1 protein-coding gene and 1 pseudogene are annotated in these 613 nt (G+C 42.9%); both read left to right on the forward strand.

Annotated features, from left to right (window positions below; genetic code table 11):
- A partial coding sequence (locus C9E89_RS23065) for an isocitrate lyase/phosphoenolpyruvate mutase family protein (protein WP_171405222.1) occupies positions 1 to 493 on the forward strand: 493 nt, incomplete at its 5' end.
- Between the two features lie 3 nt (positions 494 to 496).
- Positions 497 to 613: pseudogene (locus C9E89_RS23070) on the forward strand (2-methylcitrate synthase); the annotation flags it as partial.

A 613-nucleotide genomic window follows, 5' to 3' on the forward strand; every position in this document is an offset into this window, starting at 1 on the left:
TGTGACCCAACAAGAAATGGTTGATCGTATCAAAGCTGCTGTTGATGCAAAAACAGATTCAAACTTTGTGGTGATGGCACGTACTGATGCATTACAAAAAGAAGGCTTACAAGCTGTGATCGACCGTGCATGTGCATGTGTAGAAGCAGGTGCAGATGCGATTTTTGCCGAAGCAATGACCGACATCACTATGTATAAAACAGTCTGCGATGCAGTCGGTGTACCTGTATTGGCAAATATCACTGAATTTGGTGATACGCCTTATTACACCACTGAAGAATTGGGTGAACAAGGCATTTCAATGGTGCTTTACCCTCTGTCAGCAACGCGTGCGATGCAAAAAGCGGCGCTCGAAGTCTTCCAGTCGATTCGTAAAGACGGTACACAAGTCAATGTACTGGATAAAATGCAACAGCGCAAAGAACTCTACGAATTCCTTGATTATCACACTTTTGAAAATACATTAGACAAATTATTCACTGAAGGAAAATAAAAAATGGCTGAAGGTAAAGTACTGACAGGCGCAGGACTGCGTGGACAAGTTGCAGGTAAAACAGCATTATCAACCGTTGGTAAAAGCGGTGCAGGCTTAACTTATCGTGGTTATGACGTG

This window comes from Acinetobacter sichuanensis, from assembly GCF_003024515.2.
GTDB lineage: Bacteria > Pseudomonadota > Gammaproteobacteria > Pseudomonadales > Moraxellaceae > Acinetobacter > Acinetobacter sichuanensis.